The sequence below is a fragment of the Streptomyces sp. NPDC002276 genome (assembly GCF_053891435.1).
On record NZ_JBSFCQ010000024.1, the window covers coordinates 38,336 to 64,363 of the forward strand.

The 26,028-nt window shown below is 71.5% G+C and carries 22 protein-coding genes and 2 pseudogenes; 18 read left to right on the top strand and 6 right to left on the bottom strand.

Features of this window, described 5'->3' with window-relative positions; genetic code table 11:
- Genes ACWIHT_RS40845 through ACWIHT_RS40860 form a run of 4 tightly spaced genes read left to right on the top strand, consistent with a single transcriptional unit; the run spans nucleotide 1 to nucleotide 5,437 of the window.
- Complete coding sequence (locus tag ACWIHT_RS40845; RefSeq protein ID WP_456173629.1) at nucleotides 1-915, top strand: carbohydrate ABC transporter permease; 915 nt, start codon at nucleotides 1-3, stop codon at nucleotides 913-915.
- Entirely contained in the window at nucleotides 912-1,814 is a 903-nt protein-coding gene (locus ACWIHT_RS40850) for a carbohydrate ABC transporter permease (RefSeq protein WP_456173630.1), read from the top strand. Before ACWIHT_RS40845 ends, ACWIHT_RS40850 begins: the two co-directional genes overlap by 4 nt.
- Nucleotides 1,815-1,816: 2 nt before the next feature.
- The gene (locus ACWIHT_RS40855) at nucleotides 1,817-3,550 is read left to right on the top strand and encodes a hypothetical protein (protein WP_456173631.1); all 1,734 of its coding nucleotides are present in this window, start codon (nucleotides 1,817-1,819) and stop codon (nucleotides 3,548-3,550) included.
- Nucleotides 3,551-3,601: 51 nt separating this feature from the next.
- Nucleotides 3,602-5,437 (top strand): hypothetical protein, encoded by a 1,836-nt coding sequence (locus ACWIHT_RS40860; RefSeq protein ID WP_456173632.1) that lies wholly within the window; start codon nucleotides 3,602-3,604, stop codon nucleotides 5,435-5,437.
- A 4-nt stretch (nucleotides 5,438-5,441) separates the two neighbouring features.
- On the opposite strand, the gene ACWIHT_RS40865 is transcribed toward ACWIHT_RS40860, so the two are convergent.
- Entirely contained in the window at nucleotides 5,442-6,107 is a 666-nt protein-coding gene (locus ACWIHT_RS40865) for a nucleoside/nucleotide kinase family protein (protein WP_456173634.1), read from the bottom strand.
- Between the two features lie 112 nt (nucleotides 6,108-6,219).
- Here ACWIHT_RS40865 and ACWIHT_RS40870 point away from each other — a divergent pair, with 112 nt between their 5' ends.
- Nucleotides 6,220-6,615 (top strand): YybH family protein, encoded by a 396-nt coding sequence (locus ACWIHT_RS40870; RefSeq protein ID WP_456173635.1) that lies wholly within the window; start codon nucleotides 6,220-6,222, stop codon nucleotides 6,613-6,615.
- A gap of 59 nt (nucleotides 6,616-6,674) precedes the next feature.
- Complete coding sequence (locus tag ACWIHT_RS40875) at nucleotides 6,675-7,751, top strand: hypothetical protein (protein WP_456173636.1); 1,077 nt, start codon at nucleotides 6,675-6,677, stop codon at nucleotides 7,749-7,751.
- A gap of 21 nt (nucleotides 7,752-7,772) precedes the next feature.
- Here ACWIHT_RS40875 and ACWIHT_RS40880 read toward each other — a convergent pair whose 3' ends face one another.
- A complete protein-coding gene (locus tag ACWIHT_RS40880; protein ID WP_456173637.1) occupies nucleotides 7,773-8,636 on the bottom strand; it encodes an LLM class flavin-dependent oxidoreductase in 864 nt (287 codons plus the stop codon).
- Between the two features lie 162 nt (nucleotides 8,637-8,798).
- Here ACWIHT_RS40880 and ACWIHT_RS40885 point away from each other — a divergent pair, with 162 nt between their 5' ends.
- Nucleotides 8,799-9,410 (top strand): TetR/AcrR family transcriptional regulator, encoded by a 612-nt coding sequence (locus ACWIHT_RS40885; protein ID WP_456173638.1) that lies wholly within the window; start codon nucleotides 8,799-8,801, stop codon nucleotides 9,408-9,410.
- A gap of 39 nt (nucleotides 9,411-9,449) precedes the next feature.
- Here ACWIHT_RS40885 and ACWIHT_RS40890 read toward each other — a convergent pair whose 3' ends face one another.
- Both ACWIHT_RS40890 and ACWIHT_RS40895 read right to left on the bottom strand, forming a co-directional pair.
- Nucleotides 9,450-11,072, bottom strand: coding sequence for an alpha/beta fold hydrolase (locus tag ACWIHT_RS40890; RefSeq protein ID WP_456173639.1), 1,623 nt, complete (start codon nucleotides 11,070-11,072; stop codon nucleotides 9,450-9,452).
- A 27-nt stretch (nucleotides 11,073-11,099) separates the two neighbouring features.
- Nucleotides 11,100-11,483 (bottom strand): DUF5997 family protein, encoded by a 384-nt coding sequence (locus ACWIHT_RS40895; RefSeq protein ID WP_456173640.1) that lies wholly within the window; start codon nucleotides 11,481-11,483, stop codon nucleotides 11,100-11,102.
- Nucleotides 11,484-11,541: 58 nt separating this feature from the next.
- Between ACWIHT_RS40895 and ACWIHT_RS40900 the strand changes: the two genes are divergently transcribed.
- Nucleotides 11,542-12,339, top strand: coding sequence for a LysR family transcriptional regulator substrate-binding protein (locus tag ACWIHT_RS40900; protein WP_456173641.1), 798 nt, complete (start codon nucleotides 11,542-11,544; stop codon nucleotides 12,337-12,339).
- 20 nt (nucleotides 12,340-12,359) lie between these two features.
- On the opposite strand, the gene ACWIHT_RS40905 is transcribed toward ACWIHT_RS40900, so the two are convergent.
- Both ACWIHT_RS40905 and ACWIHT_RS40910 read right to left on the bottom strand, forming a co-directional pair.
- Nucleotides 12,360-13,253, bottom strand: coding sequence for a M48 family metalloprotease (locus ACWIHT_RS40905; protein ID WP_456173643.1), 894 nt, complete (start codon nucleotides 13,251-13,253; stop codon nucleotides 12,360-12,362).
- Nucleotides 13,250-13,633, bottom strand: coding sequence for a BlaI/MecI/CopY family transcriptional regulator (locus tag ACWIHT_RS40910; protein WP_456173644.1), 384 nt, complete (start codon nucleotides 13,631-13,633; stop codon nucleotides 13,250-13,252). The genes ACWIHT_RS40905 and ACWIHT_RS40910 overlap by 4 nt, the downstream gene beginning before the upstream one ends.
- 166 nt (nucleotides 13,634-13,799) lie before the next feature.
- On the opposite strand from ACWIHT_RS40910, the gene ACWIHT_RS40915 reads away from it, so the two are divergent.
- From ACWIHT_RS40915 to ACWIHT_RS40960, 10 genes and pseudogenes are all read left to right on the top strand, one after another.
- A complete protein-coding gene (locus tag ACWIHT_RS40915; RefSeq protein ID WP_456173645.1) occupies nucleotides 13,800-14,120 on the top strand; it encodes a hypothetical protein in 321 nt (106 codons plus the stop codon).
- 230 nt (nucleotides 14,121-14,350) lie between these two features.
- The gene (locus tag ACWIHT_RS40920) at nucleotides 14,351-15,037 is read left to right on the top strand and encodes a 2'-5' RNA ligase family protein (protein WP_456173647.1); all 687 of its coding nucleotides are present in this window, start codon (nucleotides 14,351-14,353) and stop codon (nucleotides 15,035-15,037) included.
- 385 nt (nucleotides 15,038-15,422) lie between these two features.
- Nucleotides 15,423-16,565 carry a ricin-type beta-trefoil lectin domain protein gene (locus ACWIHT_RS40925; protein WP_456173648.1) on the top strand — a complete coding sequence of 381 codons (1,143 nt, stop codon included), beginning with the start codon at nucleotides 15,423-15,425 and terminating at the stop codon, nucleotides 16,563-16,565.
- A 263-nt stretch (nucleotides 16,566-16,828) separates the two neighbouring features.
- A complete protein-coding gene (locus ACWIHT_RS40930; RefSeq protein WP_456173649.1) occupies nucleotides 16,829-18,322 on the top strand; it encodes a hypothetical protein in 1,494 nt (497 codons plus the stop codon).
- Nucleotides 18,319-19,272, top strand: a complete 954-nt coding sequence (locus tag ACWIHT_RS40935; RefSeq protein WP_456173650.1) for a lysylphosphatidylglycerol synthase transmembrane domain-containing protein — start codon at nucleotides 18,319-18,321, stop codon at nucleotides 19,270-19,272. The genes ACWIHT_RS40930 and ACWIHT_RS40935 overlap by 4 nt, the downstream gene beginning before the upstream one ends.
- A gap of 73 nt (nucleotides 19,273-19,345) precedes the next feature.
- Entirely contained in the window at nucleotides 19,346-20,200 is an 855-nt protein-coding gene (gene prcB / locus ACWIHT_RS40940; RefSeq protein ID WP_456173651.1) for a proteasome subunit beta, read from the top strand.
- Between the two features lie 32 nt (nucleotides 20,201-20,232).
- Nucleotides 20,233-21,853: pseudogene (locus tag ACWIHT_RS40945) on the top strand (alpha-galactosidase).
- Nucleotides 21,854-22,075: 222 nt separating this feature from the next.
- Nucleotides 22,076-24,382, top strand: coding sequence for an ATP-binding protein (locus tag ACWIHT_RS40950; RefSeq protein WP_456173652.1), 2,307 nt, complete (start codon nucleotides 22,076-22,078; stop codon nucleotides 24,380-24,382).
- A 24-nt stretch (nucleotides 24,383-24,406) separates the two neighbouring features.
- The gene (locus tag ACWIHT_RS40955; protein ID WP_456173653.1) at nucleotides 24,407-25,408 is read left to right on the top strand and encodes an anti-sigma factor RsbA family regulatory protein; all 1,002 of its coding nucleotides are present in this window, start codon (nucleotides 24,407-24,409) and stop codon (nucleotides 25,406-25,408) included.
- Nucleotides 25,409-25,568: 160 nt separating this feature from the next.
- Nucleotides 25,569-25,976: pseudogene (locus ACWIHT_RS40960) on the top strand (ATP-binding protein); the annotation flags it as partial.
- Nucleotides 25,977-26,028: the final 52 nt, after the last annotated feature.

Consider the following 26,028-nt stretch of genomic DNA (forward strand, 5'->3'; position numbering starts at 1 on the left):
ATGACAAAAAGCGCCGCGGACGTGTCCGTGAGGCCGCCCAGGAAACGACGCAGCACCTACACCCTCGCGCCGCTCGTCCTCATCGCGGCCAATGTCGTGCTCTTCGCACTGTTCTTCGTGTGGCCGGCGGTGATCGGGCTCGTCTACTCCTTCACGAACTACACCGGTGTGGGCGCGTTCCAGTTCATCGGACTGGACAATTACCACAACCTGTTCGGGGACTCCACCTTCTACGACGCGCTGACCCGGACGCTGCTGTACGCCGTGCTCTTCGTGCCGCTGAACTTCGCGCTCTCGCTGCTCGCCGCCAACCTGGTGGTGAACAAGCACGCCAAGGGCGCGTCCGTCGCCCGGGTCATCTTCTTCATCCCGTGGCTGCTGTCGCCCATCGTCGTGGGTGTCCTGTGGCGCTGGCTGTTCGGTGAGAACTTCGGACTGGTCAACTACATCATCGAGAAGCTGGGCGGCTCGGCCGTTCCGTGGCAGTCGAACGCGGACCTCTCGCTGATCGTGGTGGTGTTCGCGGCGTCCTGGGCCTGGACGGGCTTCTCGATGCTGCTGTTCATCGCGGCGATCAAGAACGTGCCGGTGTCCTACTACGAGGCCGCCTCGCTCGACGGCGCCGGTCCCTGGCGCCAGTTCATCAGCATCACGCTGCCGAGCATCGCGCCCACCTCGTTCATCGTGATCCTGCTCAACACGATCAACGCGATGAAGGAATATCCGGTGTTCGTCTCCCTCAACAACGGCGGACCCGGAACCTCGAACAACCTGCTGGTCCAGTACATCTATCAGACCGGCTTTCAACGGGGCCAGATCGGCTACGCGAGCGCCGCGTCGTTCGTGCTCATGCTCATCCTGATGGCCGTCGCGATCATCCAGCTGATCGTCAACCGGCGGGTGGAGAACCGATGACAACCACAGACACGCCACGCAAGGTCGACGCCGGTTCCCGACGCACCGTATCCCCGAGGAAGGCCCGCAACGCGCGCGACGGCGGGCTCCGGCGGGCCGTACCCGCGACGACACTGCTGTGGATCCTGGCGTGCCTCTACGGCCTGCCGGTGCTGTGGTTCATCCTCAGCTCCCTCAAGCCGGCCAGTGACCTGTTCTCGTATCCGCTGACCTTCATTCCGCACAACCCCACCTTCTCGGGTTACTCCGCGGCCTGGCGCAGCGCCAACTTCTCCCAGTACTTCATCAACACGACCATCGTGTGCGTCATCACGACGATCCTCACGGTGGGCGTCAGCTGCTGCACCGGATACGCGCTGGCCAAGTACGACAACAGGTGGCTCAAGGCGTTCTTCATCTGCATCCTGGCCACCACGATGCTGCCCGGCGAGGTCATGCTCGCCCCCGAGTTCCTGGTGGTCCGCAACCTCGGCCTCTACAACTCGTTCGCCGGCATCATCCTCCCGGCCGTGCTCACCGCGACCGGCTGCTTCATGTTCCGCCAGTTCTTCATCACGGTCCCCGACGAACTCGTGGAGGCCGCCCGCATCGACGGCGCCCGCGAACTGTCGATCTTCCTGCGGATCATGGTGCCGCTCTCCCGGCCCATCATGCTGACCCTCGCCATCCTGTCCTTCCAGTGGCGGTGGAACGACTACATCTGGCCGCTGCTCATGCTGAACGACCCGAACAAGTTCACCGTGCAGATCGGCATCCAGAGCATCGTCGGCGCGCAGAACATCAACTGGTCGGTCCTGCTGGGCGCTTCGGTCATCTCGATGATCCCGCTGATCGTGATCTTCCTGGTCTTCCAGCGCTACGTCATGGGCGCCGACATCAACGCCGGACTCAAGGACTGACCTTGTCCATCCCGCTCGACCACGAGTTCGTCCGCGCGGCGGCCGCCGCCGCCGACCGGTCGGCCGTCCCGCTGGCGACCGACCCGCAGGCGGCCGACCCGGACGCGCGACCCTTCGGTGAGCAGCACCGCGATCTCGCGCGACGGGTGAAAACGCTGACAGCGGCCTACCGTTCCCCGGACTCGGCACTGCACGGCAGCGGACAGGCGGTCGCCGCCGCGATGACCCACCTGCGCGCTCTGCGGGCCGTGCAGACGGCCTCCGGCCTCTTCGCGGGCGGCGACAACGTGCAGTCACCGCCGGACTCCGCCTTCACCGTCAACGACGTGTGCGACGCGTACGTCCTCGCCGCCGACGCGGGACCGGAACTGGGCGAGGTGACGGCCGTGCTCGCCGAGATCGCCGGCGCCGCCACCGCCAGTCTCCTGACCGGCGGCGTGCACACCCCGAACCACCGCTGGGAGCTGAGCGCGGCGCTCGCCCGTCTGCACCGGTCGTTCCCCGACGACCGGCTGCTCGACCGTGCCGAGGAGTGGCTCGCCGAGGGCGTCGACATCGACACGGAGGGCCTGTACTCGGAACGCAGCGCCGTCTACGCGTCCATCGTGACCAACCCGTCGCTGCTGCTCCTGGCCGACGTCCTCGACCGCCCCGACCTGCGGGACGCCGTCGAACGCAACCTCGCCGCGACCCTGGACCTGATCAGGCCGGACGGCACGGTGGAGACCGTCCACTCGCGCCGCCAGGACCAGAGGCTTTCGTTCGCGCTGTGGCCCTACCTGCCGCACTACCGGCTGCTGGCGATCCGCACCGGCCGGGGCGACTTCGCCCGCGCGGCCCGCCTGGCGGCCGCCGACGGCATCCACGACCCCGACCTGCTCGCCCAGACCCTCCTCACCCCGGATCTGTGCCGCGCCCTGCCGGCCCCGGACGCGGAGAAGCTCCCGCGCGACCGGTACCTCCCCACCGCACGCCTCGCCGCACATGTCTCGGCCACCGCGCACACCGTGGTGTACGGCGGCTCCGACGTGCCCGAGCACCGGCGCATCCGCTCGGGCCTCGCCTGCAACCCCACCTTCCTGCGCCTGTTCGCCGGTGCCGCCGTCCTCGACGCGGTCCGGCTCTCGCGGGTGTTCTTCGACCTGGGCCCGTTCCGTGCCGCCGACATGGAACAACTCGCCGACAACCGGTACCGGCTCACTCAGACCCTCACAACCGCCTACTACCAGCCGCTCCCGAAGGACCGGAGGCGCGCCGACGGCGCCTACGCCCTGGTGGACGAGGGCCGCTTCTCCGCGGCGATGGCCTTCCCCGACCGCCCTCAGGACGAGGTCTCCCACACGACCCGGGTCGAGGTCGACCTGCGGGACGACGGCGCCGACCTGCGGATCGACATCAGCGGACCACAGGTGCCCTGGTCCCTCGAACTGACCTTCCGGCCAGGGGGAGTCGTAGAAGGCGCCGCCCCGATCGGCGACGGACGCTGGTGCCTGACCACCGGGCCGATGACCTACCGCGTCGGCGACGACGAGATCCGCGTCGAGGCCGACGTCGAGGCGGGCGAACCCCTCGCCGGACCGGACCGCGGCGACGTACTACGGTACGACCCGGGGCAGGACCACACGGTGGTGGGCGGCACCGACGCGACGACCGGGAACCGGGTCTACATCGGCGGAAACGGCCCTCAAACACTGAGTGTTGCCCTGCGCACCAGGCGCCCCGCACCTGCATCCTGACCTCGACGACCCACGCCACGGCCATCTCCGGTACGAAGGGCTGATCCACCCGTGCACCTCCTCCACCAGCGCGGCCCGCTGCACGACCTCCCCGACACCCCGGAGGCCTACGACGCGGTCCTCGCCGACGTCGTCGAGCAGGCCCTGCGGCGCATCACACCGGAGGGCAACCTCGAACACCCCGACTGCTACGACGACATCGGGGACACCTCGCTCGGCATCACGTCCCTGCTGGCCTTCGCCTGGCAGCGGGGCAAGGACCCGCGGCTGCCGGAGGCGGTACGGCACAGCCTCGCCTTCCACCTCCGGGAGCGTGTGTACACCGAGGACAACCCCGGCTACCCGAACCTGAGGGTCCGCAACTCCGGCCTCCCGTATGCCCGTTACGTCCTGGAGGCGGGCGCGCACCCCATCGGCGACTGGCCGAGCACGGTGTGGGCGCTGCTCCAGGCGGTCAACATCCTGGACGCGACGGACGGACTCGTCGACGACGAACAGCGCACCGCTGTCGTGGAGTTGGCGCACGGCTACTGGCGCTGGCTCACCGAGGCGACCTTCTTCAACCCGCAGGAGGCCGGTAACCAGGCCATCGGGTGTGTGGTGGGCGGCCTGCTGTTGGCCCGTCACCTCCCTTCCACGGACGGTGAGTTGGTGCGCGAACGCGCGCTCACCGTGTACGCGGACGAGATCCGCGCCCACCGTGTGGGCGACCGCGGCGCACTGCTCCCGCCCGAGCACGGCGGCGCGTACGACAACAACTACGGCCCGATCTCCCTCTCCTTCCTCGCCAAGGCCCACATCGTCAGCGGCGAGGACGTCTTCGCCGAGGACGGCGAGGCGCTGGCCCGCTACATCGACGCCCGCCTCACCAACGGCGGCTTCGACAACGGCGGTCCGCGCTACAGCGAGCAGCACTCCGCCTTCGAGTCGGTCCTCGGCCTGCGCTACTTCGGCGCCCGTATCGGCGCGGACATCGGCCGCTACCGGGGCGACAGCCGCTGGGCCCGGCACGCGGTCAAGCCCGACGGGGGAGTGGACGGCCACTTCGCGTGGATGCTGGTCTGGCAGATCCAGGACACCACGCCCTGGCACCGCACCCCGTCGACGGCGGCGGTCCGCCATCAACTCCGCGCCGGCAGCGTCTCGGTGGCCTTCGACAAGAAGATGACCCCGGCGGTCGTCGAGGCCGACGGCACGTACTACCTGCCCGCGGCCGTGAACCGGCAGCACGGCTTCGGCCCGGTGCTCGACGGCTTCCTGCTGTGCCGCCCGATGGGCGAGGTGCGGGTCCGTGACGTCCGCGCCGACGGCCTCACCGCCAAGCTGGTCACCAAGCCGGTCGTCGGCCGCGACCAGGTCCTGCGGCACATCCGTTCCCTGTACGTCACCGACGGCACGCGTCTGTGGACGACGGTCGCCGTCGAACGGCTCGACGGAGCACCGTACTTGCTCGCCGGACTGCCCTACGCGGCGGACGACGGCGACCGGGTGCGTCGGACGGCCGAGGGCGATGTCACCTCCGCGGGCACCCTGCGCCTCACCCACCCGACCGGCGAGGGCCCGGACCACTTCGACGCCCGCTCCGAACTCTCCCAGCAGGAGGCGGCGTTCGCCCTCGCCGCGGACCCGCGCGGGTACGGCAACCCCGACGAGGGCTGGAGCCACCTGGTCACCTCCACGGCCCTGGAGGCCGACCCGGCACCGGGCGCACCGGAGGACCTGAACGTGTTCGTCGTCCGCTACGGCCCCGGAACCGAACCGCTCACCGCCGAGTTCACGAGCGGCGAGCACGGTGAACTGACCGTCCGCACCGAGGCGTTCACCGCGGTGATCGGCGACGCGACGGGCGACGCCCACGGGGAACCGGAGCTGACGCTCCACGCCTGAGCCGTCAGCCGCGCCGAACGCCGTACGGCGCGGGCAGCGCGGCCGGGGGGATCACCAGATCCGCCCGGCCGCGCGTCGTGGCGACCAGGTCGGCGTTGCGCTGATCTGTGCCCAACACCCAGGCCACGGCGGTCTCGTGGTCCTTGCCGAACTCCTCGTGCCGGGCGACGAGTCGCCGGACGCGCTCGCCTTCATCGACCTCGCAGAACCACACCTCGTCCAGACCCGGCCGCACTCGCGCCCATGAACCCGCCTCCAGCAGCAGGTAGTTGCCCTCCGTCACCACCAGCCGGGCCGAGGGCGGCACGGGGATCGCACCGGCGATCGGCTGCTCCAGGACCCGCTCGAAGCCCGGCGCGTACACGATCTCGTCGGTCTCCTCCCGCAGCCTCCGCAGCAGCGCCGCGTACCCGGCCGCGTCGAAGGTGTCGGGCGCGCCCTTGCGCTCGCGGCGCCCGAGCCGGTCCAGCTCGACGTCGGCGAGGTGGAAGCCGTCCATGGGGACATGTGCGACCCAGGGCTCCCCGGCGCCGTTGAGATCCCGCACCAGCTGCTCGGCCAGGGTCGTCTTGCCCGCGCCCGGACTGCCCGTGATGCCGAGAACGGCACGGCTGCCGGGGCGGGCGAGCGCGGTGGCACGGGTGAGGAGGTCGTCGAAGGTCAGCGGCACAGGGAGAGTGTGCCATCCGTCTCGGTCGCCCGGCCGGGGCGATGATGCGCCGAAGATCGGGGAGCCGTCCGAAGAGAGACCATGGAGTGGGGGACAGGAACAGGAGCCGTCCATGCCCGACGACGCGACACAGATCCGCGCCCTGATCACCGACTGGGCCGCAGCCGTCCACCGCGGCGACCTCGACGGCGTACTGGCGGACCACACGGACGACCTCGTCATGTACGACGTCCCGCCGCCCCACGCCGGCATCCACGGTCTCACCGCCTACAGCGCCAGCTGGCCGCCGTTCTTCGCGTGGCAGGCACAGGGCGCCCGCTTCGACATCGACACCCTCGACATCACGGCCGGTACGGATGTCGCCTACGCCCATGCCCTGCTCCGCTGCGGCACCCCGGAGGAACTCGCCTCAGACCCCACCCTGCGCCTGCGGCTCACCTTCGGCCTGCGCAAGGAGCACGGCCGGTGGCGGGTCGCGCACGAACACCACTCGTTCCCGCACGACTGACCAGCTCAGGACGCTTCGGGATCTACCGGCCGTCACCTGGGCCCGACACAATCGCCCGTATGACGATCACGACGGGCCCGCCGCCCAAGGCCAACACCCCTGTCGCCCTCGCGCGAGGGTTTCTGACGGGTGGTGTGATCGGGACGTCGCTGGCCGCCTTCGTCGCGGGCTGCGTCATCGAGAGCGTGCCGCTGTGTATCGCGGGTGTGGGCCTGCCCGCGGTCCACAGTCTGCTGTTGTTCCTCACCGGTGCGCCGAGGCGGGCCCGCGAGGCGGCTGTCCCACCGCGCACGGCCCTCGCGATGATCGAGAGTCTGCGGGCCGTCGGGGGTGAGTCGAGCGACGTACCGGTGCGGTTCCACCTCACGGTCGCGCCGGACGACGCGCCGGCGTTCCGCGTCGGACTCACCCAGGACATCAACCTCGTCGACCTGCCCCAGTACCGGCCGCGCGGCATCGTGGTGGTCCAGTACCCGCCCGACCGGCCGTGGCGGGCGAAGATCGTGCAGCGGCCGACGACGGACTGGCGGGACCGGGCCGCGGCGGCCGGCCTCGACTCGGCGCCCCTGTCCGCCATGGTGAGCAAACCGTCCGGAGGCTGTGTCGTCGGCTTCGTCGGGCTCCTCGGTCTGCTGCTCGGCGCGGCCGTTGTCCTCCTGCTGTTCCGCGCCGACCTGTTCGACCGCGACACGACAGCGCGGTCGCCCGGCGCCGGGCCCCCCGTCTCCTCCACGTCGTCGACCACGGTCGTGTCGTCGGCGTCCGGCACGGTCGCCCTCGGCCCCGGCCAGTCGTTTCTCGACAAGGGCGAACTGCGCCGCGCCGTCGACTCACTCACCAAGGGCAAGGCAACGGGCCAGGCGCTCACCGTCGTCGTACAGGAACGCCTGTTGTCGGTGGTGTTCGCCCCCACCGGGACGGAGGCCACAGGGTTCGACCCTGATTCCCTGCCGTACGAACGCTTCCCCGGCCTCGTCGCGGAGGCCAGAGCCTCCCTCGGTATCCGCTCCCCACAGAGCTGGCAGATCACGGCCGACCGTCTCGCCATCCGCGTTGGCGTGACCGGCGCCGACGGTACGGCCTCGCTTGAGGCGGACGGACAGGGCGAGGTCGTGCGCCGCACCCCGGCACACTGACCGACCGCACCGCAGGGGGATCTACGTCAACTCGTCGGCGACCCAGCGTGCGACACCTGCGGGGTAGGGCGCCGAAAGGCCGAGCACGATGTGGTGGAAGCCCGCGTCGACGGCCTCGCGGATCGCGTCCCGGGTGACTTCGGGCCTGTCGTAGGACACCGGGAGGTGGATCGAGCGCGTGACGGAGGCGGGGTCGCGGCCGATGTCGGCGCAGTAGCGGTCGAGGAGCGCGCTGCGGCCGACGGCGTCCTCGATGTCGCCGCCGGGGATGTTCCACAGGTCGGCGTGCTCGGCGACCACGCGGAGCGTCGCGGCCGAGCGTCCGCCGATGAGGATCGGCGGGTGGGGCCGCTGGACGGGTTTGGGGTTGCCGAACGCGCCGGTGAGATGGTGGTGGGTGCCGTCGAAGTCGAACGGTTTCTCCTCGGTCCACAGCCGCCGGATCACCGTGCAGGCCTCGGCGAGGCTCGCCACGGCGTCCGCGGAGTCGTGGAAGGGGAGGCCGTGTGCCGCGTACTCCCGCCGGGCCAGCGGATGGTCCGGGCGGGAGCCGACACCGATGCCGAAGTCGAGCCGGCCGCCGGAGACGATGTCGACGGTCGTGGCGATCTTGGCCAGCAGCGCGGGCGGCCGGAAACGGTTGCTGCTCACCATCACGCCGAGCCGCAGCCGGCGGGTCTGCGCGGCGAGCGCCGAGAGGAGGGTCCAGCCTTCGTGGGCCGGTCCGTCCGGATCGCCGCCGATCGGCATGAGGTGATCGAACAGCCAGGCGTGCTCGATCTCCGGGACGGTGTCGGCTTCCTGCCACACGCGCAGGATGTCGTCGTACTCGACCTGCATGGGGGCGGTCATGATGCCGAAGCTGGGTCGCGGGGTGTGGGGCATGGTGCCGTCCGTCCTTCGACAACGCGGGGTGGTGGGATGGGAGGCGTGGCTCGGTCGCCCGGCCGGGCTCCGGCATGACATCATGGTCAAACGGAACCTCGTTCCGGAACGATACGGAACGCTGTTCCGGTTGGCAGGCCTCGAGGGTGGAGGAAGTGCGCGGTGAGTGAGAACGACGCGGACACGGGACGCGCGACCCAACCCAAGAAGGGGGACGGCCAGTCGAAGCGGGCCGACGCCCGGCGCAACAAGGAGACCCTGCTCGACGCCGCCGCCAAGATCTTCGTCGCGTCGGGCGTGGACGCTCCGGTGCGCGACATCGCGCGCGAGGCCGGCGTCGGCCTCGGCACGATCTACCGCCACTTCCCGACACGGGCGGATCTCGTCATCGCCGTCTACCGGCACCAGGTCGAGGCCTGCGCCGAGGCGGGTCCGACGCTGCTGGCGAGCAGCGCCACCCCGTACGCCGCGCTACGGGAGTGGATCGGCCTCTTCGTCGACTTCCTGGTCACCAAGCACGGACTCGCCGCGGTGCTGAGGTCCGACACCGCCGGTTTCGAGTCGCTGCACTCCTACTTCCTCGACCGCCTCCTGCCCGTGTGCGCCGAACTCTTCGACGCGGCGGCCACGGCCGGCGAGGTCCGGTCCGACCTCACCGCCTACGAACTCATGCGCGGCGTCGGCAACTTGTGCGTCGGCGCGGAGGGTGACGACCGCTACGACGCGCTCCGGCTGGTAGACGTCCTCGTCGCGGGCCTGCGCCTGCCGCGCTGACGTCGGTCCGGTTCCCGCGAGGCCACGTTCAGCCGCCGGTCAGCCGTAGCGCCGCAACAGGCCGTCCACGTACGCCTCCAGCCGTGCCCCGAGGACCCCGGACGTCAGATCGTCCCGCCCCAGGTCACGCCAGGGCCCGGCGAACTTCGCCCCGTCGGGGCAGTAGTGCAGGGCGTCCAGCAGCCGCCAGTACAGGTGGTCGGCGCCGTCGGCGAGGACACGGCCGCCGTGTGCCTCGTACCGCTCACGGAAGTCCAGCCCGTACGCCGGCCCGTGCAACAGCGCGAGCGCGGTCGAGCAGTGCGCCACATCCAGGTCGGCGGGTCCCCACGAGGTCTCGACCCAGTCGACGACCCCGCTGATCCGCAGCCCCGGCCCGGCTCCGGTGAAGAGCACGTTCCCGGGGTGGAAGTCCCGGTGCAGGAAGCAGCCTTCGTACGGCGGCGGATCGCGGCGGATCACGTCCACGGCGCGCTCCCACAGCGGTCCGTCCGGGGTGCGGACACGCTCCGGAGACGTCCACGCCTGGTACGTGCGCGGTCTCTCGGCCGGTACGACGTCGTGGACGCGGACGAGTTGGGCCGCGAGCAGATCCAGGCGCCGGTCGAGGTTGTCACCGTCCACGCGGACGCGGCCGGGCAGCGCGGACATCAACAGGGTCGGGTGGTCGCAGTGTTCGGCCGTGGCGTCCACGGCGACGAACCCGGGAGCCGGGATGCCCTCCTGCCCGGCGAGCAGCGCCAGGACGGACGCCTCGCGGGCCAGCAGCCCGGGCCCGTGGTGGCGGAAGAACGGCTTCACGAAGGTCCGTTGCACCAGGGCCGTGTCGTCGTCGAGCGTGAGCCGACGCATCTGGGAACTCCAACCACCCGCCAGCTGGCGGGTGTTGGTGACCGACCGGCCGTCGCCCAGTTGCTTGTCCACCCATGCACGCGTGGCCGTCCAGCCACGGTCGGCGACGCCGGTCAGCACCGCCGCCACGAACTCCCGCCGGTCCGCGCCATGTTCGCGGAACCACGTTCCCAACTGGTGCTGCGCGTCCGGAAGATCGAACCGCGAGTACTGGGCACGCGCGGCCAGCGCATCCTGCACGGCCTCGGTCACCGCCGACGGGATCACCGCGTCCGTGCCCGGCACGGCGAGCACCGCCCGGCCCTCGTAGCTCCGGAGCACCTCAAGCGCGGGCGCCTGCCGCCAGCTGTCCGGTCGCCGGATGAGCTGGCTGAACCGGCCGTTCCCGTCCCCGAAGGGCACGTCCCACGCCTCGGCCGTGTACACGGCGGGCGCGCACAGGCCCAGCGCCGCCACCCGGTCCCCGTAGTGCCGGACGAGATCGGCCACCGTCTGCCCGCTCATGCTGAAGCCCACCAGGACCAGCGGCCCGTCCGCCACCGCGTACGCGTCGATCACCGCGACGGCCTGCTCGAACCGTCGCCGCAGGCTCAACTCGCCCAGTTCGCCGGTGCTTTCGCCGTGCCCGGAGAAGTCCAGGGCGACCGCTCGACAACCGTGGGCCACGAACTCCCGTACCAGCGGCAGCAATCGCTCCGTGCTGCTGGTGCCCGCGCCGTGCAGCACGACGGCGGTGACCCCGGACGGATCACCGCCGTACACACCGCTGAGCCGTTCACCGTCGTGGTCGTGTGTGAAGTCGGAGAGCATGCCCTCCATTCACTCACGCCGCGGCCGTCAGTCGTTGTCGGCGTTCTTCTTGTTCTTGATCCGCTCGGCTTCCTTGCGGACCTCGGCCTGGGTGGCGCGCTCCTTCTCCAGCCACTCGGGGCCGTCCTTCTTCAGCGCCTCGATCTGCTCGGTGGTGAGGGCCTCCGTGACCCCGCCGCGGGCGAGACCGGCGATGGACACCCCGAGCTTGGCCGCGACGACCGGACGCGGGTGCGGGCCGTTGGCGCGCAGCTCGCGCAGCCACTCGGGCGGATTGGCCTGCAACTCGTTCAGCTCGGCGCGGGAGACGTCACCCTCCTGGAACTCGGCGGGCGTGGCCTCTAGGTACACACCCAGCTTCTTGGCCGCCGTGGCGGGCTTCATCGTCTGGGTGGTCTGGTGCGAACTCATACCGTCAAGAGTATCGACCGTGTAAGAGGCCTCCGACCACGGCGGGTAACCTTGCGGGGTGACAGGCTCGGAAGCATCCCCCACGTTCCGGCTCGCGTACGTCCCCGGGGTGACGCCCGCCAAGTGGGTGCGGATCTGGAACGAGCGCCGGCCCGACGTCCCCCTGACCCTCGTACCGGTCCCGGCCGCCGAGGCGTCCGATGTCCTCCGGCGCGGCGAGGCCGACGCCGGTCTCGTACGGCTGCCGGTCGACCGTACGGTGCTCAGCGCGATCCCCCTCTACACCGAGGCGACCGTGGTCGTGGCCCCCAAGGACCACGTCGTCGCGGCGGCCGAAGAGGTGTCCCTCGACGAACTCGCCGACGAGGTGGTCCTCCACCCCCTCGACGACGTCCTCGGCTGGGAACAGCCGCCCGGGGAGCCCGCGTTCGAGCGTCCGCCGACCACCGAGGACGCGATCGACCACGTGGCGTCGGGCATCGGCATCCTCTACGTCCCCCAGTCCCTGGCCCGGCTGCACCACCGCAAGGACCTCACCTACCGGACCGTCCTGGACGCCCCCCAGTCGGACGTCGCCCTCTCCTGGCCCGAGGACGCGACCACCGACCTCGTCGAGGACTTCATCGGCATCGTCCGGGGCCGCACGGTCAACAGCACCCGGGGCCGTACCCCGCCACCGGCCCAGCCGAAGACGAAGGGGAAGCGCACCGAGGCCCCGGCGCGCCGCAAGCCCGCCGCCGGAAAGGCGACCGGCAGGACCGGAACGACCGGCAAGACCGGCACGACGGGGAAGAACCCGCGCGGCTCCTCCGGCGGCGCCAAGGGAACGAAACGCGGCAAGCCCCGAGGCCGCTGACGGCAACCGCCCCTCGCCATCTAGATGAGCACTCCCGCCAGCATCCGGAACAGATCGTCCGTCGCGTCGGCCGCGCCGAGCGCGGGCAGCGCGCCCAGCGCGAGGACGGCCGCCGCGAGGGGCCACAGGCGCGGGGGCGGGGTCGTCCGGAGCGCCGCGATCCGCCGCGTGACCGCACGGTCCGTGAAACCCAACGCGCAGGCGGGGCGCGGGTGTTCGGCGCTCAGGGCGGCGCGGGCCAGAGCGCGGGCGGTGGTGGCACGGTCGCCGACCGCCTCCGCCGCCCGCTCGTCCGCCCACCGTTCCACCAGGAACGCGACCGTGCCCCGCACGGGCCGCAGCAGCGGGTTGGCCGCGGCGGCGAGCGTCGTCGCGGTCACCAACAGGGCGTGCCGGTGGGCGAGATGGGCACGTTCATGGGCGAGCAGGACCCGGCGTTCCGCCGGTTCGAGGGCGCTCAGCATGCCGGCGGTGACCAGGATCCGGCCCGGTGTGCCGGGGATCGCGAAGGCCCGCGGCTCGGGGGAGGCGGCGACGATCAGCTCGGTGTCCGCCGGGTGTCCCTCGCACAGCCGCCGCAGCGCCCGCCGCGTACGACGGTCGGCGCTCACGGCACCCTGCACGGACACGAGGAGCACGGCGAGGGCGACACCGGCCGCGATCCCGATCACCTCGGGCACGGGTTCGGCCAGCCGGTACCCGTCCTGCCGGGCCTCGGCGACGACCGGCGGAGCGTCACCGACGAGCGTCGCGCTCAGCAGGAACAGCGACCAGCAGGTGGCCGCCGCGGTCACCACGGCGGCGACCGTCAGCACCCGCGCCGCCAGCGCCGGAGCCACCCGTCTGCCGATGGCCGGGCTGATCACGGCGAGCAGCACCGACAGCGGCAACGGCGTGTAGACGTCGAACCTCACCCCGCGCCCCCGGCCAGCAGATCACGCAGCGCCTGCTCCTCCTCCGGCCGCAGTCCGCTCACGAACTGCTGGAGCGCGGCGATCGGATCCGGGCCCCGGTCCAGCGCCTCGTGCATCGCCTCGGCGGTCAGCTCGGCCGCGTTCTTCGCCGGCCGGTACGCCCCACGCCGCCCGGACGCGTCACGCAGGACGAGCCCCTTGTCGTAGAGCCGCTTCAGGATGGTGTGCACGGTGTTGTAGGCGAGCGGGCCGTCGATCTCGGCCTGGATCTCGGCCGGTGTCAGGGGCCGGTCGGTCGCCCAGAGCGCGGCGAGGACCTCGCTCTCCAGCTCACCGGCGCTGCGCCGTTCCGCCCGGGCCCGCGGGTCTGTGCCAGCCATGGGCGTCACCTTACAGCGTGTAGGGCGTAGCTGAGGTGGAGTGCCGGGCACGAGGGGCACTCCACGAGGGTCATTCGGAGGCGCCGGAGTCTTGCGCATCACGGGACGAGGTCAGGGCCCGGAAAATGGCTGGTCACGGACATGGCCCGTCCAGGACCCTGAGCGCATGCCTCGTCGTCTCATGTTCGTGCAGTTGAAGTCCGGTCACGGCACCGACCAAGGACCCTCCTGGATCGGGTGGGTGGACTTCTCGAAGACCTGGAGCACCGCGTATTTCCACGAGAGGACACTGCGCCGGGCAGGGGGAATGTCCGACGCGAACTTCTACGACGTGCGGACCGACGAGGAGTTCTGGGTCTCCGGACCGAAGCGGGACCGCACCGACACTCGCTACGGCCCCTCCAACACTGAAATCGAGCCGGACGCCACCGAGACCTATCACGCCTTCCTGAGGGGCGCGCTCTTGCCGGGCCGCGAAAACGGCTGATCTCGCGCGGTCGGATGTGGACGTGCTGCGGGCCGGGCCGCGCGATCCGCCGGGGCAGCGCCTCCGCGCCTGACCGGCTTGCCCGCGATCAGAACCGTGTCGGTACCTGCTCGCGTGCTTCGGCCCTTGACCAGTCCTGCCACGATGCCTGCCTGTGCCGACGCACGACTCGGGAAGGACACCGCCACGGGATGACTCCCCTCCTGACAACGCACCCGGACGCATTTCCCGTGAGCCCTCCTCCCGACCTCGACGACCCGCGCGTCATCGCCGAGCACGACTGGGCGGCGTTCGGCGCCGTCACCGAGATGCGTGATCACTGGCAACGGCCGGGATGGTCGGCCAACACCCGCGCGTACTACTGGCTGTTGGAGGTCACCGACCCAGGTTTCCTCGACCAGGCGGCCCACTGCCAGAACGTCGTTCGCGACCTCGGCGCCTTCGATCTGATCGGTTCGGACGGCTACCACGCCACACTCGGCCGGATCGCTCCCGCCGACACCGTGGACCAAGGCCGGTTGGACCAACTCGCCCGCAACGTACAGGCCGACGCCCCACCGGCCTTCTCCCTCACCGCGATCCCGCTCAGCGGGTCCCGCGGTGCCCTGCGCTACAGCGTGGCACCGTGGACTCCCGTCGTCGATCTCCACCAACGGCTCGTCGCGGCGTCCGCGGCATCCGGACTGCCCACGATGAAGCCGAGCAGCCGCCTGCGGCCCCACATCGGCATCGGATACTGCAACCGGCCGACCACGACTGCCCCGGTCCGGGCCGCTGTTGAGCCACTACGACTGCTCACCCTCGTCCAACTGCTCGTCGACCGCGTCGAGCTGGCCGAGCTGAGGCGTGAGGACGCCGCCTACACATGGCAGGTCGTCCACACAATTCACCTCCCCGCCACGGGAGTCGGCCCGTGAAGAAGGAAGAGGGCGGACACGCGGTCGATTGCCGTGCGACAAGCGTGAGTTGAGCGGGTGCACCGAGGCCCAGCGCACGCCCTCGCCATCGTGCACCGACGGCGTCCCACCCTCAACCACGTTGCCGTGACGGGCAGTTGGATGACCGAGTCGTCGGTGTCACCAAGCTGGCACCGCGTGTCGCTCTTTGCCTAGGCGGTCGTGAGCACGACACAATCGCCCTCGGGTGCGAGGACGGCGATCGCCGGCGCCCGCACAAAGCCGTCGCCGACCACCGCAGGCGATACCGGCGACCACGGACGACCACGGACGGCCACGACGTCTTCGACACCTCGACGTCGTACCGGCCGCGCAGGAAACCACCACCCCGTACCGGAAGGACCACATGACGGCCTCCTCCGAGGATCCGACGGCGGAGGACGCCACGGCCCGGACCGACCAGCCCGACGCCACCTCGCAGCCCCTGCCTCGGCCCCTGCCCCGGTCCCGACCCCTGTCCGGGCCGCTGCCCCGCCGGTCGAAGGGACCCTCCGCGATCGCCGAGGCCGCTGCCGCGCTGGGCCCCGCTCCCGTCTCCGGCCCCGCTCCCGGCTCCGACCCCGGCCCCGCGTCCCCGCCGCCCATGTCCGCGGTGGCGGCCGAGTTCGCGGCATTCACCGAACGCGTGCCGGACACCGGCAGGTTAGGCGGGCGTACCGACGCCCCGGCCGGGGACGGGACCGACCGTCGCGTCGACATCACGGCCGCTCCGAGCCCGTCCGTGCCCCGACCCGCACAGCGCCGCAGGATGCTGCTCGTTGCAGCCGCCGCAGCCGCTGCCGGCGTCGTCCTGCTGACCGGCTCCCTGCTCCTCATGGACGGCGACGACGGCAAGGGACGCTCGGCGGCCGGCGGCGGATCGGACACCGTCCGGAGCGGCGGACAGAACGAGGACACGACCGACTCGTCCGACTCCGCCTCGCCGTCGAGTGAATCGTCCGCACTCGAAGCCGACTCCACCCGGCAGCCGACCCCGAAGCCCGGTTCATCGGCATCCGGAAAGAACACCGGTGAAGCCAAGGCCACGGCGAAGGCCGGTACGAAGAACGGCGGGGCGCCGTCCGGGAGTTCCTCCCCGGCCGCCGATTCCGCCACCGCCGCTGCCAAGGGCGTACTGCTCCGGGGTCACGGCTCCGGCCGCTGCGTCGACGTGACCGGAGGCAACCCGGTGGACCACACCCGCCTCCAGATCTGGGACTGCTCGGGCGCCGCCCGGCAGAAGTGGCGGTTCGCGTCGGACGGAACGGTCCGCGCCCTGGGCAAGTGCATGGACGTCGACGGCGGTTCGCGGACGGACGGCGCGTGGATCAAGCTCGTCACCTGCAACGGCACCGGAGCCCAGCGGTTCCGGCTCACCGCCGCGGACGATCTGGTCAACATCCAGGCCGACAAGTGCGTCGACGTCACCGACGCGGGGACGGCCAACGGCGCGGAGCTGCAACTCTGGAGCTGCACCGGCGGGGACAACCAGAAATGGAGCACCGGCTGAAGCGTGGCTCGTTCGCCCGTTCGGGCCTGCCCCGCCGCACGGAATCGAGCCTCCGGCCGACGCCGAAGTGGCCGACGTACAGCGGTGAAACGCCCCCGCGTCCGCCCGGGCCGCCCGCGGTCGTTGCACGAAGGAGGTGAATTCCAGACCCCGACCACACCCGCGGCGGGATAGTTTGTCCATGTTTCCCCCGGCCCCCGTCTCCAGTCCTACAGGCTGTAGGGTGCCAGTAACCCTACAAACCGTAGGGGGGAGGGTGGGCCATGTCCGGCAGCACGTACGCCACACTTGCCGGGATCCGACGGCTCGGCGCGCCGACCGCGTCCGGCCGCTCGGCGACGTACCCCCTCGCGCTGGTGGCCGCTGCCTTCACCGTGGCACAACTGGTGCTCGTACGCCCCGGGTTGGGCCTCGGCTGGGACGAGACCGTGTACGTCAGCCAGATCAGCGCGCACGCCCCCGCCGCCTTCTTCAGCGCACCCCGGGCCCGTGGCATCTCCCTCCTGGTCGCACCGATCACCTCCTGGTCCTCGTCCACCGCCCTGCTGCGCGTCTACCTCGCCGCCCTCTCCGGCCTCGCCCTCTTCCTCGCGCTCCGCACCTGGCGCACCCTGTTCCCCGTACGCGTCCTGGCCCTGGCGGGCACCCTCTTCGCCTCCCTCTGGGTGACGCTCTTCTACGGCCCGCAGGCCATGCCCAACTACTGGGTCGCCGCGGCCGCCCTGGCCGCGACGGGCTGCTTCCTGCGGGCCCGCGCCGACGGGACCGACCACTCCGGCCGTTCGACCCTGTGGGGTCTGGCGGCGAGCGCGTCCCTCATGGCGTGGATGCGGCCGACCGACGCCGTGTGGGCGACCCTGCCCCTCCTCGCGCTCTGTCTCCTCGCCCGTCACTGGCGGCTGCTCACCGTCCTCCTCGCCGGGCTCGCGTCCGGCGCCGTGGAGTGGGTGGTCGAGGCGTACGTCAGCTACGGCGGTCTGGGGCAGCGGCTGCACGACGCCTCGGCGATCGAGGGCGGCCTCGGCTGGCACCTCGCGATCACCGACCAGCTGCGCAGCCTGGGCGGACGCGCCCTGTGCCGCCCCTGCACGAGTGCCATGCCCAACCCGGCGGTCGACGTCTGGTGGCTCGTGCTGCCCGTGCTCGCCGTCGCCGGACTCGTCGTCGCGGTCCGCGCCCGGCGCACCGCGCCCACCCTCGTGCCGCTCGCCTGCGCCGCGACGGCCGCCTTCCCGTACCTCTTCATGATCGGCTACGCGGCCCCGCGCTTCCTGCTGCCCACCTACGCGCTGGTGGCGATCCCGGTCGCCGACGCACTCGTCCACCTGGTCACCAGGCCGACCGGAGCATGGCGGCGGGTCACGGTGACCCTGCTCGCGGTCGGACTCGCCGGGCATCTGGCGGTCCAACTCGCCGTCCTGGAACGCACGGTGAGCCGCGCGAACGCCCAGCACCGCGACTGGTCCCGCACCGCCGCCGAACTCCACCGCCTCGGCGTGCGCACACCCTGCCTGCTCACCGGGCAGGACGCCATCCCGATCGCCTTCTACACGGGCTGCGCCTCCGCCGCGACCGGGGGCCACAACGCCGACACCAGCCGGACCGCCATCGACCGCACCGCCCGCCGTATGCCCGTCGCCGACATCACACCGGCCGGCAGCCGCCCACCCACGTACGCCCACGACTGGTCCGTCCACCACTACGGCACACTGGACATCCGCGTCGCTCCCACCACCAAGACGGGCGGAGGCGCATGACGGCACCTCCCGAACTGACCGCGACGACCGGCACCCGGCGCCGACACTGTTACTGGCAGGGCGCGTTGACGCTCTGCGTTCTCGTGGCCGTGGTCTGTCTCCTCCGCCGGCACTGGCCCGTGCTCGCGAGCGGGGCCGGGCAACTCGCCGTCGCCGACCAGGGGTGGCTGCTGGTGGCCGGGACGGCCGCGTTCGGGACCTGGGTGTCCTCGGCGCTCGCCCAGCAGGGCGCGGTGCCCCAACGGCTGCCCGGCGGACGCCTGGTGGCCGCGCAGTTCGCCGCGTCGGCCGCCAACCACGTGCTGCCCGCCGGGCTCGGCGCCGGTGCCGTCAACCTGCGTTTCCTGATGCGCTGCGGCCTGCCGGTCGGCCGTTCGGCCAGTGCCCTCGCCGTGAAGGCGACCGCGGGCGTGGTCGTCCGGATCGTGCTCATCGGCGTCCTCGCCACCGCCTGTCCGGGTGTGCTGCGCGTCCCGCACATCTCCATGGGTGTGGTGGGCGTCGCACTCACGGTCGTCGCGCTGGTGGCCGTACTGCTCAACTGCCCACTGTGGCCCCGCTGTCGGCGTGCCCTCGTGGCGGTGCTGGCCGACATCCGGGCCGTGCACGCCAGGCCGCAGCGGGCGGTGGCACTCTGGGGCGGCTCACTGGCCTTCGCCGCGCTGCACTCGCTGGTGCTGATCTGCGTCACGCAGGCCGTCGAACTGCCGCTGTCCCCGGCCCGGGTGGCGCTGCTGTATCTCGCCGCGAGCAGCGCCGCCGCCCTGCTGCCCACCCCGGGCGGTATCGGCTCCCTCGACGCCGCCCTGGTCTTCGCCCTCACCGCCTCGGGCACCACGGCGTCGGCCGCCGCGTCCGTCGTCCTCGGCTACCGCCTGCTCACCGTGTGGCTGCCGCTGATCCCCGGCCTGTTGGTGCTCGGGGTACTGGTCCGCCGCAAGGACCTCTGACACCGAACGGCGTTTCCCGTCCCACCGGTTCAGGTAGGAGACCGTTGTCGACCCACGGGCTAGGGGGAGTTGCATGGCAGGGAACGAGAACGACGGCCGACTTGCGGAGGAGTTCTTCACTCCTGGAACCTCGTCCTTCACCGACTTCCTTGCCGCGCACCGGCCCACGCTGCTGCCCACCCGCCGCCCCTTCCCGGACGGCGTCCGCGCGAGGGACGGCCAATTCCCGCACGGCACCACAGTGTTGGCGCTCACCTATCGCGACGGCGTACTGATCGCCGGCGACCGCAGGGCCACCATGGGCAACGTCATCGCGCAACGCGACCTGGAGAAGGTGCACCCCGCGGACGACTACACGGCCGTCGCCTTCGCCGGTACGGTCGGCCTCGCCGTCGACATGGTGAAGCTGTACCAGGTCGAGCTGACGCACTTCGAGAAGATCGAGGGCATCCCGATGACCCTCAACGCCAAGGCCACCCGCCTCGCCGGCCTGATCCGCCAGAACCTCGGCCAGGCCATGCAGGGCCTCGCCGTAGTACCGCTCCTCGTCGGCTACGACCCCACCGCCCCCGAGGGAGCCAAGGGCCGCATCTTCACCTTCGACGTCGTCGGCGGCACCTACGAGAAACCGGACTTCCACGCCGAGGGCTCCGGCTCCCCGTACGCCAGGGGCGCCCTGAAGAAGCTGTTCCGCCAGGGCATGTCCCGGCGCGACGCGGCCCTGACCGCGCTCCAGGCCCTCTACGACGCGGCCGACGACGACTCGGCCACCGGCGGCCCCGACATCAACCGCCGTATCTTCCCCATCGTTTCGGTCATCACCGAGGACGGCTTCGAACGGCTGCCGGAACCGGAGACCGAGGCACTGACCCGCGAGATGGTCGCACAGCGCCAAAGTCACCCGGACGGGCCGACCGTCGCACCCTGAGGGAGACTGTCCGGGCGGAAGCGGAGAACGCGTTGACCAGTGCCGTAGCGGCAACCGAGCCGTCCCGGGTCTGGTCGCATCCGACGCTCGGGCTGCACGCCGTCGTCGATGCCGCCGGAGCGGTCCGGCTGGGAGCGCCCGGTCAGGACTGGGCCCGTCTGGTGCCGCTCGTCGAGGTGGCCGCGACCGGGCACGGGCGTCTGTGGTCGGGGGAGCGCTTCATCGAGACGGCCATCGGCTCGGGCTTCCTGCGCTCGCGGGTACGGCTGGTCAACTAGGGCGTCGAACCGGTCCGGTTGGAGAGCGTGACGACCCTGACGCTCGGCGGTATCTCCGATCCCGGCAACGGAGTTGACGGCCTGACCCTGCACTGGGCGGACAACAGCTGGCTCGCCGAGTGCCGTTGGCGCTGGGCCCGGTTCCGCGACGAGGTCGTGCCGTTGAGCCGGTCCGCGCACGGGCATGAGGGTCGCGGCTGCTTCGAGCGGTATTCGCAGGGGAGTTGGTCCACCGAGCGCCATCTGCCGGTCGCCGTGCTCACCGACCGCGACGGCGGGGCGTGGCTGTGGCAGATCGAGTCCAGCGCGGGCTGGCGCTTCGAGACCGGAGAGCGCGAAGGCGCCGCCTACGTCGCCCTGTTCGGGCCCGACGACGCCCACCACCAGTGGCAGCAGACCCTGGCCGCCGGCGAGGAGTTCCACACCGTCCCGGCCGTCATGGTCCGCGCGGAGAACGGTGGCCTGGACGCCGCCTTCGGGACGATCACGGATCACCGCCGCGGCATCCGACGCGACCACCCCGACCATCGTCAACTCCCGGTGATCTACAACGACTACATGAACACCCTGATGGGCGACCCCACCACCGAACGGCTCCTGCCGCTCATCGAGGCGGCGGCGAGCGCCGGTGCCGAGGTGTTCGTGATCGACGCGGGCTGGTACGACGACGACGCCCAGGGCTGGTGGGACTCCGTCGGCGTCCGGAGCCCGTTGGCGCACACTCTGCCGCCAGAGGCGTTCTTGCGGCGCGGCGGGCTGCGCGTCACCGAACACGGTCGGCACCATCTGGACCTGCGGCACCCGGCCGCCGGACTGCTTGGGCATCATCGTGCCCACCTCGACTGGATGGCCGGACTCCTCGACCGTCATCCTCAACTGGTCCTGGAGAACTGCGGATCGGGCGGCCTGCGCATGGACTACGCCCAACTCGCCGTAGCGCAGATCCAGTCCACCAGCGACCAGCAGGACCCGCTGCGCTACCCGCCCATCGCCGCCTCGGCCGGCACCGCCGCAGCACCCGAGCAAGCCGCAGTGTGGGCCTACCCCCAGCCCGACCAGAACCTGGACGAGATCGCTGCCGCGCACCCGTTCTGGCCGCTTGGCCTGCCCGGCTGGGACGACGAGTGGATCGCGCACGGGCTCCGCGGCACCAAGGCCACCTATGTGACCGTCTGGCGGCGGGAGTCGGGAGTCGGACGGCGCCGTGGACCGCGCGCTCGCCGTCCCCCACCTGCGCGGCGCTCTTGTCGACCCCGTGGTGCTGTATCCGGCGACCGCCGATGCCGGGGTGGAGTGGGACTCGGCCGATGGGCGGCTGACGGTGTCGCTGCCTCGGGCCGGTACCGCCGCTCTCGTTCGGCTGGGCGGCAGTTGACCCGACGGTCCGGCCTGGCACGGATGATCCATTGGTGATCGTCGGGGAACAGACTCCGTACGTATTCCGTCGGAAAGGCGCCTTCAACCGGCAATGCCGGGCTGAGGGCGCTTCGTCCGCTTCTCGCCTCTAGAGTTTCCTGAAGCCCATGCGCGACGAGGCCATGGCGGGCGGGCACCGGGCGTACCACTTTCGGAGGCGGGACCGAATGCGCAGGTATCCGTGACAGGGGCGTACACCGGACAGCCCGTCAGGACGACGAGCTTCGTCGGCAGGCGCCAGGAGACCGCCGAGGTCAGACGCCTGATGGCCACCCATCGACTGGTGACCCTGACCGGTACGGCCGGAGTCGGCAAGACCCGGCTGGTGCTGCACGCGGTGCCCCGGCTGGCGCGGGCGTTCGCCGACGGGGTGCACCTCGTCCACCTGGCCGGTGTGCGGGACGCGTCACTGGTGCCGCTCGCGCTGATCGAGGCGCTCAACATCCGTGACGTGTCCGGACGTTCACCTGAGCGCGTCCTCGTCGACCACCTCCAGGACCGGGAGTCGCTGCTCGTCCTCGACAACTGCGAACACCTCGCGGACGCGTGCGCCCGGCTCGTCGAGACGCTCCTCGCCGGGACGACGAGCGTGCGCGTACTGGCCACCAGCAGACATCCGCTGGACGTCCGCGCCCAACACGTCCTGGAAGTACAGCCGTTGCCGACCCCTCCGGCGGACGAGCCGCTGCCCCTGAAGCCCGCACTGGAGTACCCGTCACTGGCTCTGTTCGCCGACCGGGCCGCCGTCGTACTGCCCGGGTTCGCGCTCACGGCCGCCAACCAGGACGCGGTGGCCGCCCTGTGCCGCCGCCTGGACGGCCTGCCGCTCGCGATCGAACTCGCCGCCGTACGGATGCGCGCCCTGGGCGTACAGCAGTTGCTCGAACGCCTCGACCGCCGCCACCGGTTGCTGGCGGCCGACGAGGACGCCCTGCCCCGGCACCGCACCCTGCGCGCGGCCGTCGACTGGAGCCACGACCTGTGCACCCCCGACGAACAGGCGGTGTGGGCAAGCGCCTCGGTCTTCCCCGGGAGCTTCGACCTGGGCGCCGCGGAGGAGGTCTGCGCCGAACCCGGCCTGGACCGCGACGAGTTGGTGGACGCCGTGGCCGGTCTGGTCGACAAGTCGCTGCTGGTCCGCGACGGCGACGCCGTGCACGCCCGGTACCGGATGCTGGAGTCGATCCGGCAGTACGGCCTCGACCGGCTCCGCGAGCACGGCGCCGACGCGGAGGAGACGGCCCGGCGCCGGGTCCGGGACTGGTGCCTGGACTTCGTCGAGGACTGCGAGCGGCGTTGGTTCGGCCCCGAACAGCCGGAGCTGGTACGGCGGTTGCACACGGAGTCGGACACGATCCGCTCCGCGCTGGAGTACTGCCTCACCACACCCGGCGAGGTGCGGGCGGGGCTGAAGCTGGCCGGACACCTGTGGTTCTTCTGGTTCGCGACCGGCGCCCTGATGGAGGGCCGGTTCTGGCTGGAGCGGCTGCTCGCCGCCGCCCCCGAGCCGACCGTCGCCCGCGCCCGGGCCCTGTGGTCGCTGGCCCTGATGCTGCTCAGCCAGGGCGACGCCGTCCGGGCCGCACCTCTCGTAGAGGAGTCCCGTGAGCTGTCCCTGCGGCTCGGCGCCGAGGCCGAGGCGGCCCACACGTTCTTCGGCCGGGGCGGCGCCTGTCTGATCAGCGGCGACTACGACCGGGCCCGGGCCGTCTACGAGGAGGCCCTGTCCCGACCGCCGCGCGAGGGCGAGTCGATGAGCCTGGTCGGCTTCAAGTACGTCGAACTGGCCCATGTCCTCGCCATCCAGGGCGAGTTCGACCGGGCCATGGCCCTGTGCGAGGAGTTCCGGCCGATCTGCCTCAGCCACGGCGAACAATGGATCCACTCCTACCTGCTGCGCATCCTCGCGTTCGCCGAATGGGCCAAGGGAGACCAGGCGTCGGCCGGGACCCACGCCCGGGAGTGCCTGCGGCTCAAGCGGGTGGTCGGTGACGTGTTCGGCATCGGCATGACGCTGGAACTGCTCGCCGCGGTCCACGCGCGCGACGGGGACGGCCAGTCGGCCGCGGTGCTGCTGGGCGCGGCCAAGCGGATCTGGCGGGACGCCCATGTCGCCCTCGACCGCACCCCGTCCCACGGCCCGGTACGCACCGAGGCCGAGGAAGGCGCCCGCGCGCTGCTGGGCGCCGCCTTCGACCACGCCTACCGCGAGGGCCTCGCGCTCACCCCGGACGACGCGGTGCGCCACGCACTGGGCGAACGGGAGTCACCCGCCCGGCAGTCGGCCGAAACCCCGCTCACCCGCCGGGAGACCGAGGTCGCCGAACTGGTCGCGGAAGGACTGACCAACCAGCAGATCGCCGACCGGCTGGTGGTCGCACTGCGGACGGCGGAGGGCCATGTGGAGCGCATCCTCAGCAAGTTGGGCTTCACCTCCCGCAGCCAGGTCGCCGTCTGGGCCGATGCACGCAGGGCCGTACGGCCGTGAATCGAGCGAGAGAAAGGCACACCGATGGAACACGGAGAACCCACGACAACCACCCCGTCCGGCCCACCCATCAAGCACCACGCCGGAATCCACTCGTCCGACGAGGAGTTCCTCGCGGTGGTGGTGCCGTTCCTCAGGGAGGCCATCGCCGCCGAGGACGAACCGGACCCGGTGGCCATCACCACCACACGCAAACTGGACCTGCTGCGGAACGCACTCGGCCCCGACGCCCGTCACGTCGACTTCCGTGACTCCGCGCGCTGGTACCGCGGAAGTCCCGCGAACAGCATGGCCACCGCCCTCGACTACTACCTCACCCACGCGAACCCCGAAGGCCGCCTCCACATGGCGGGCGAGCCGGTCTGGGAGGGCCGTACACCGCGCCAGATCCCCGAGTGGAAGCGGTACGAGGCCCTGGCCACCGAACTGTTCACCGGCGCCCCGCCCGACCTGATGTGCCTCTACGACACCCGGACCGCACCGCCCGACGTCGTCGACGCCGCCCGGCACACCCATCCGACGGAACTGGACCGGCACGGCGTCCGCCCCAGCCCGCTGTTCATGGCGCCCGCCGCGTACGCGACCCTCGGCCTCGGGCCGCTGCCCGCGCCGCCCGTCGACTCGGTCGGAGTCGGCCTCGACGGTGACCTGACCGCCGGTCACCGGTTCGCGGCGGACCAGGCACGGGCCCGCGGCATGGCGCCCGACGCGGCGGCCCGCTTCGGACGGGCCGTGTCCGGCGCCACAGGGTACGCGGCGGCCCAGGGCTGCGACCGCGCGCTGTTGCGGTTGTGGTCGACCCCTCGGCGGATCGTCTGCGAACTGCGCACCACGCGCGGCCGGATCACCGACCCGTTCCTCGGCTTCAGGCCGCCCGGCCCCGAGACCCGGCCGGAGGACGGGCTCTGGGAGACCCGCCAGGTCTGCGAGTTCGTGGACATGAGGTCCGCCGACGGGACGACCGGCGGCTGGACGATCCGCATGGAGACGGACCTCGTGGGGACGGACCTCGTGGCGTCGGGTTGACGAACCGCCGCGCGGATTCGGGTAGTTCCCCCCGAGACCGGACGGGCACGGCGGACGCATGGTGGACACGAGGCCGGGCCCGGTGCCGGACCCGGCCTCGCACCGCACGCGCCGAACACCCCCGGAGGCCGAACGTCCTCGGGGCCGAAGGGAAACGACCATGCCGAACGACCGTCCGCGCGGCCTGCCGACCGTGGGCGAGGGCCGCACCACGATCCTCGGCCCAGGAAGATCCTCGGTCCGCCAGGCCCGGGAGGCCGTCCGCAAATGGCTGGTCGAGTACGGTCTCCCGGACCTGACGGACATCACGGAACTGCTGGTCAGCGAACTCGCCACCAACGCGGTCGTGCACGCCGGCGGCCGATACCGGCTCACCCTGTCCCTGCGCGTCGGCACCCTGCGCTGCGAGGTCGCGGACGAGCACCGGTACCTGCCCCGGCCGTCGCACCGGCAGTCGGAGAGCGCCGTGCTCCCCGAAGCCGACGCCGACAGCGAGAACGGCCGCGGTCTCCTCCTCGTCGACGCACTCGCCCACCGCTGGGGCAGCCGTCTCGTCGAGGAGGGCAAGGAGGTCTGGTTCGAGCTCGAACTCGACCCATCGGACGGCCCGGAGAACGCGG

Bases quoted from the DNA above. Each gene is read 5' to 3' on its own strand.
- ACWIHT_RS40845 (WP_456173629.1), top strand. From the start codon at position 1: ATGACAAAAAGCGCCGCGGACGTGTCCGTGAGGCCGCCCAGGAAACGA.
- ACWIHT_RS40850 (WP_456173630.1), top strand. From the start codon at position 912: ATGACAACCACAGACACGCCACGCAAGGTCGACGCCGGTTCCCGACGC.
- ACWIHT_RS40870 (WP_456173635.1), top strand. From the start codon at position 6,220: ATGCCCGACGACGCGACACAGATCCGCGCCCTGATCACCGACTGGGCC.
- ACWIHT_RS40875 (WP_456173636.1), top strand. From the start codon at position 6,675: ATGACGATCACGACGGGCCCGCCGCCCAAGGCCAACACCCCTGTCGCC.
- ACWIHT_RS40880 (WP_456173637.1), bottom strand. From the start codon at position 8,636: ATGCCCCACACCCCGCGACCCAGCTTCGGCATCATGACCGCCCCCATG.
- ACWIHT_RS40890 (WP_456173639.1), bottom strand. From the start codon at position 11,072: ATGCTCTCCGACTTCACACACGACCACGACGGTGAACGGCTCAGCGGT.
- ACWIHT_RS40895 (WP_456173640.1), bottom strand. From the start codon at position 11,483: ATGAGTTCGCACCAGACCACCCAGACGATGAAGCCCGCCACGGCGGCC.
- ACWIHT_RS40910 (WP_456173644.1), bottom strand. From the start codon at position 13,633: ATGGCTGGCACAGACCCGCGGGCCCGGGCGGAACGGCGCAGCGCCGGT.
- ACWIHT_RS40915 (WP_456173645.1), top strand. From the start codon at position 13,800: ATGCCTCGTCGTCTCATGTTCGTGCAGTTGAAGTCCGGTCACGGCACC.
- ACWIHT_RS40925 (WP_456173648.1), top strand. From the start codon at position 15,423: ATGACGGCCTCCTCCGAGGATCCGACGGCGGAGGACGCCACGGCCCGG.
- ACWIHT_RS40930 (WP_456173649.1), top strand. From the start codon at position 16,829: ATGTCCGGCAGCACGTACGCCACACTTGCCGGGATCCGACGGCTCGGC.
- ACWIHT_RS40935 (WP_456173650.1), top strand. From the start codon at position 18,319: ATGACGGCACCTCCCGAACTGACCGCGACGACCGGCACCCGGCGCCGA.
- prcB (WP_456173651.1), top strand. From the start codon at position 19,346: ATGGCAGGGAACGAGAACGACGGCCGACTTGCGGAGGAGTTCTTCACT.
- ACWIHT_RS40955 (WP_456173653.1), top strand. From the start codon at position 24,407: ATGGAACACGGAGAACCCACGACAACCACCCCGTCCGGCCCACCCATC.